Origin of the sequence: Kitasatospora sp. NPDC007106, from assembly GCF_040634455.1 — a bacterium.
GTDB classification, from domain to species: Bacteria; Actinomycetota; Actinomycetes; order Streptomycetales; family Streptomycetaceae; genus Kitasatospora; species Kitasatospora arboriphila.
The window spans coordinates 1-4,537 of record NZ_JBEYFP010000486.1; the positions used below are offsets into that span (position 1 = coordinate 1).

General features: G+C 74.5%; 6 protein-coding genes. 3 read left to right on the top strand and 3 right to left on the bottom strand.

The window, feature by feature from the left end; translation table 11 throughout:
* Positions 1–46 precede the first annotated feature (46 nt).
* Positions 47–1,111: a ParB/Srx family N-terminal domain-containing protein gene (locus tag ABZ641_RS26650; RefSeq protein WP_359985622.1), complete on the bottom strand. Its 1,065-nt coding sequence runs from the start codon at positions 1,109–1,111 to the stop codon at positions 47–49.
* 244 nt (positions 1,112–1,355) lie between these two features.
* Here ABZ641_RS26650 and ABZ641_RS26655 point away from each other — a divergent pair, with 244 nt between their 5' ends.
* From ABZ641_RS26655 to ABZ641_RS26665, 3 genes are all read left to right on the top strand, one after another.
* Positions 1,356–1,721: a hypothetical protein gene (locus ABZ641_RS26655; RefSeq protein ID WP_359985625.1), complete on the top strand. Its 366-nt coding sequence runs from the start codon at positions 1,356–1,358 to the stop codon at positions 1,719–1,721.
* 142 nt (positions 1,722–1,863) lie between these two features.
* A complete protein-coding gene (locus ABZ641_RS26660; RefSeq protein ID WP_344626361.1) occupies positions 1,864–2,268 on the top strand; it encodes a nuclear transport factor 2 family protein in 405 nt (134 codons plus the stop codon).
* Positions 2,269–2,373: 105 nt separating this feature from the next.
* A complete protein-coding gene (locus tag ABZ641_RS26665) occupies positions 2,374–2,856 on the top strand; it encodes a hypothetical protein (RefSeq protein ID WP_359985628.1) in 483 nt (160 codons plus the stop codon).
* Positions 2,857–2,911: 55 nt separating this feature from the next.
* Here ABZ641_RS26665 and ABZ641_RS26670 read toward each other — a convergent pair whose 3' ends face one another.
* Both ABZ641_RS26670 and ABZ641_RS26675 read right to left on the bottom strand, forming a co-directional pair.
* On the bottom strand, positions 2,912–3,691 hold the full coding sequence (locus tag ABZ641_RS26670) for a DUF6193 family natural product biosynthesis protein (protein WP_359985631.1): 780 nt from the start codon (positions 3,689–3,691) through the stop codon (positions 2,912–2,914).
* Positions 3,692–3,731: 40 nt separating this feature from the next.
* On the bottom strand, positions 3,732–4,277 hold the full coding sequence (locus tag ABZ641_RS26675; protein ID WP_344626358.1) for a hypothetical protein: 546 nt from the start codon (positions 4,275–4,277) through the stop codon (positions 3,732–3,734).
* Positions 4,278–4,537 lie beyond the last annotated feature (260 nt).

Sequence of the window (4,537 nt, forward strand, 5' to 3'; positions counted from 1 at the left end):
CCGTCGTACCCCTCGGGGGTCGACGGGGATCGGGCGGCGGGGTGGGTCAGCCCAGGCCGTGGACGCGCTTGTACTCGAGGGCGTAGGCGAGCTTGCCGGGCTTGGGGTCGGAGTACGGCTTGCTCAGCTTGTCGAACTCGCCCTTGTCGGCGGCCTTGCCCGCGTTCCACTGGTCCAGTGCGCCGAGGTCGGCGGCGTCGAAGCCGCTGTCGACGACGGCGTCCTTCGGCAGCGCGGTCATCGCCCGGGTCAGGCCCTGGACGGTGCCGAGGTAGCTGCCGAGGTCGTTCGGGTTCCAGCCGGACAGGTCGACGGCGTTCGTGTCGCGGACCCAGCTGCCCCAGTAGAACTCCTGGAACGGCAGGTCGTTCTGCGTGTAGCCGATGTCGCGGCCGAAGTAGAGCAGGCCGCGGTACTTGTCGTCGCCGAAGTCGGCCAGCCCGACACCGGTCGGCAGCTTGTTGACCGCGACCGGAGCGCCCTCGGGGTCGCGCAGGTAGACCCACTTGTGCGCCTGCATCTCGTCCCAGAACGCCTGGCGGGTGAGGTCGCTGTAGTTGGCCAGCACCCGCAGCCGGACGTGCAGGTCGGCGCCGCCGTCGGGGGTCTCGTAGAAGGCCGTGAGGGTGTGGTGCCCGTCGGTGAGGAACGGCTCGCCGTGCGGGCCGATGACGACGGTCTTCATCGGCGCGACGCTGTCCGCCGTCTCGGCGCCGACGGGGAGCCGGCAGGTGAAGGAGGACGGGTCGTCCAGGCGCGCACCGGGCTGCGCGGCGACGGCGTCGATGCGGCCGTCGGCCTCGCACCAGTCGCTGAACTTCTTGTTGATCGCGTCCTTGCCGAGGGTGTAGCGGCCGAGCTTGTAGTACACCTCGTCGTAGCCCAGCGAGGGCTGGGTCGGGTGCACGTCGCCGATGCGGACGTCGAGCAGCTCGCCGGGTTCGGCGCACAGGTACTGCGCGAACGGCGTGGAGCGGTTGTCGTGGTGACAGAACGAGGGGCGGGTGCCCGGCGCGCCGGGGGCGGCGTGCGCGGCCGGCGCGGCCACGACGACCGCGACGACGGCCGCACCGAGAGCCGCGGTACGGCGGGACGGGGGGACGACTCTCATGGCACTCCTCGTATCGGGACGGATCCGCCGGTGAGCGTGGCAGCGGTCGGCCAACGGCCGCCGTCGCGTCCGCGACCTCCCGGGGAACCCGGGGCGACGATCGCGGTGCCGTGCCCGCCGCACGACCCGGACGACCGGCGGGCGACCCGCGCACCGCTGCGGGACTGAACGCGGCGCGGCGCCCGTACGTACCCCTTTCGCTAGCGAGTGCCGCGAGCAGGCCCCGCCGGGCGGGCTCGGCGCGGTGATCGGGGTGGAGGCGCAGCTGGAGCGCTGGACGGCTGCCGGCCGGAGCGCCCGCCTCGTCCAGTGGCGCCGCCCGTCCGTCCGTGCCTCGCTCGTGGCCGCGGCCGAGGCGTCCGTCCTGCACCCGGCGCACCGTCCCGGCGGGGCCCGCGTCAACGTCCACTCGGTGTTCGCCGCGGCGTTCGGTCTCGCCGGGATGCGCCGGCACGCCCACCGGCACTTCGAGGAGCTCGGCGGGTTCGGCTCCCGCTACCCGTGGGAGTCGCTCTACGCGCTCCCCGCCGCGGAACCGATCCGGCACCGGGCCGCCGCCCTGCGCGCGGCCGGCCGCCGCGGAGGCCGGCCCCCGCGGGGCGGCGCCTGACCCGGTGGGGGCCGGAGCGGATCCGAGGATGCAGATGCGTGCGCCGCGCACGCTTCTGCGGTACAGTCATAAGCGTGCTTCAGGCACGCATCTCCCCTCGATCCACAGCGGGACGCTCCCGCACGCCACCGGAGGAACCGCCATGACCCGCACCGACATCCGTACCGACATCCGCGCCGCCCTCACCGACCTGCTCCTCACCCCGGGCCTCGACCTGGACGAGGCCGCCGACCGGCACTTCGCCCCCGACTACCGCCAGCGCACCGACGGCGACTGGGCCGACCGCACCGAGTTCCTCGCCCACATCGCCCACCTGCGCACCGTCGTCGCCGGCGGCTCGGTCGAGGTGCACGACGAGCTCTCCTCCGGCGACCGGTACGCCGACCGCCACACCATGGAGATCGTCAAGACCGACGGGTCCACCGTCCGCATCGAGGTCTACGTCTTCGCCGAGTTCGCCCCCGACGGCCGCTTCCGCCGCATCGAGGAGACCACCCTCATGCTCCAGGGCGCCGAAGCCGACCGGAACCTCGGCAGCGCCCGCTGACCCGACACGGCCCGCGTCGACGGGAATCCGTCTCCGCGGTGTCGACGCGGGCGGCCGACGGCTGGTCGGACGGTGCCCTGGGAGAGCGCACGCACAGGGGGACTCGTGGCAAGGCAGACCGTCATCGGCCTGGTGGGAATCGTCGTCGTGGTGGGCGCGGTCGCGGCCGTCGTCACCGTCCGGCGGACGGGCTCGCCCTTCCCGGAGCCGACGGACCCCGAAGTCGCCCCGCCGCCCGGGCCGGACTGCGCGACCTGCGGCCACCGTGCGCACCGCGGCCACTACTCCGAGCGGACCTCGGCTTCGGGGGACGTCCACGACGGCGCCGGCCACCGGGTCGGCCACCGGAACGAGACGTACTGCGACTGCCGCACGTACCGCACCGGGCCCTGGCCGCCGTGCACCGTCTGCGGCCACGGCCGGAGCGGGCACCACATGCTCCTCAGGTGCCGGCACGTCCAGGACAAGGGCCACCGCAACGAGAGCGCCTGCCCCTACGGGGGTTACCGCGCCGAGCCCGGGCCGAAGCCCGCCCACTACCCGGAGGCGCTGCGGGCACAGGCCCGGCGCCGCCACGACCGCGGGTGACCCCGCGGCGTCCCCACCTCGACGGCGAAGGGCCGCCGCTAACGCCGCGCTCGGGTCACAGGCCCCACGGCAGGGGGACGGCGTGGTCGGGCAGGGCGTCCAGGATCACCTCGACGGCGGCCACGGCGCCCTCGACCTCCCGGACGCGGCCGTCGGCGGAGGCCACCTCGAAGCGGCCGTTGCCGAGCGGTCTGGTGCTCGGAAGATCGCTGCAGATGGGTGGCACGGCCCGCCGGCTGAGGGTGAACCAGTGCATGGACTTTCCGGGCGACAGGGCCCGCAGGCGCGGCTGTTCGAAGGCGGCCCCGACGAGGGCCCGCCAGTCGGGCTGCTGCCACCGTTCGGCGTACCGGTCGGCGACCTGGTGCAGCAGCTGCCACCGTTCCGCCACTTCCTCGCCGTGCTCACGGGTCTCGGCCACGGCCCGGACCATCAGGAAGGGCCACCGGGCAGCGAGTTCGCGCGGTTCGGCCCCCTGGATCCAGGACCGCACGGCACCGGCGACCTCGGAGAGTTCCTGCGTGCTCCCCGAGGCCCGGTGGATTCCGTGCGCCCAGCAGTCGACCACGAACCCGCACCCGCCGCCCGGCAGCATCACGACGCTCGCCGAGCGGCCGTCGGCCTCCACCCTCGCCGCCCCGTGGCACCGGCCCGGTGAGGACCCCGGTGAGGACGTCATCGGCCCGACCCGGAGCCCCGGGCCCGCGCGGTCGACCGCCGCCTGGAGGGCGTTCTGCACCGAACCGGCCCTCACCACCTCGGGACGGAGCGCCGCGTACGCGGGCAGGGGGCCGCCGTCATCGACCGGCGGTGCACCTGAAGGCTGTTCGGACATGCGGCCGAGTCTGCCGGAGCCGCCCGCCACCGGGACGGTGCTACGGACTCCACGTCAGGTCCGTTCCGCCGGCGGCCTCGATCAGCCAGCGCAGCGACCCGCTGCCGAACGGCCAGCCGGTGGTCTCCACCTGGACCCGGCCGGTGCCCGGCCCGTCGGTTCCCGCGTGCCACCACCACCAGCCGCGGTCGCCACCGCCGCCGTCCTCGGTCGGGTCGAAGCAGTGCAGCCAGTCCGACAGCGTCCACGGCTCCCGATCGGCGGCCGCCCGCTGCTCCGGCGTCATCGCCCGCCACTGGCGCAGCCATTCCTCGGCGTCGAAGGGCGGCGCGCCAGGTTCCGGCTCGACGGGCTCCGGCGCGCACCGCCGGACGAACCAGGCCGGCAGCAGCTGCGGCCACTGCTCGGCCGCGGGCCAGTCGTCCGTCCGCCCGACCACGCTGCGCAGGACGGCACGCGCGCCGGCGACGACCCGGGCCGGGTCCGCGGCGGTGAACCGGACCCGTACGAGGAACGGCCGTGCCCGGTCGTCCTCGGGCCCCGGCCCGGACCGAAGCCGCCGCAGCTCGTCCTCCGCAATCCCCATGCGGAGGAGTGTGCACCACCTCCGACCTCGCGAACCTCTGGGGTTCCTCAAGTTCCTTGCCGTGTACGGAACAGGCCCAGCACCATGATCGGTATGACTGGATTCCTGGGAGTGAACACCAAGCACAACGTCGTCGTGGTCGTCCGGGACGCCGACGTGGTCTCCGCGGCCCTGGCCGGGGCGCTGGCCGAGGCGACGCCCGAGGAGCGCCCGGGCCTGGAACGCGCCGCCGCACTCGTCGAGGCCACCGCCGCCGCCGA

What these genes read in the sequence shown, in the direction of transcription:
- ABZ641_RS26650 (WP_359985622.1), bottom strand. Translation starts at nt 1,111, where the DNA reads ATGAGAGTCGTCCCCCCGTCCCGCCGTACCGCGGCTCTCGGTGCGGCC.
- ABZ641_RS26660 (WP_344626361.1), top strand. Translation starts at nt 1,864, where the DNA reads ATGACCCGCACCGACATCCGTACCGACATCCGCGCCGCCCTCACCGAC.
- ABZ641_RS26670 (WP_359985631.1), bottom strand. Translation starts at nt 3,691, where the DNA reads ATGTCCGAACAGCCTTCAGGTGCACCGCCGGTCGATGACGGCGGCCCC.
- ABZ641_RS26675 (WP_344626358.1), bottom strand. Translation starts at nt 4,277, where the DNA reads ATGGGGATTGCGGAGGACGAGCTGCGGCGGCTTCGGTCCGGGCCGGGG.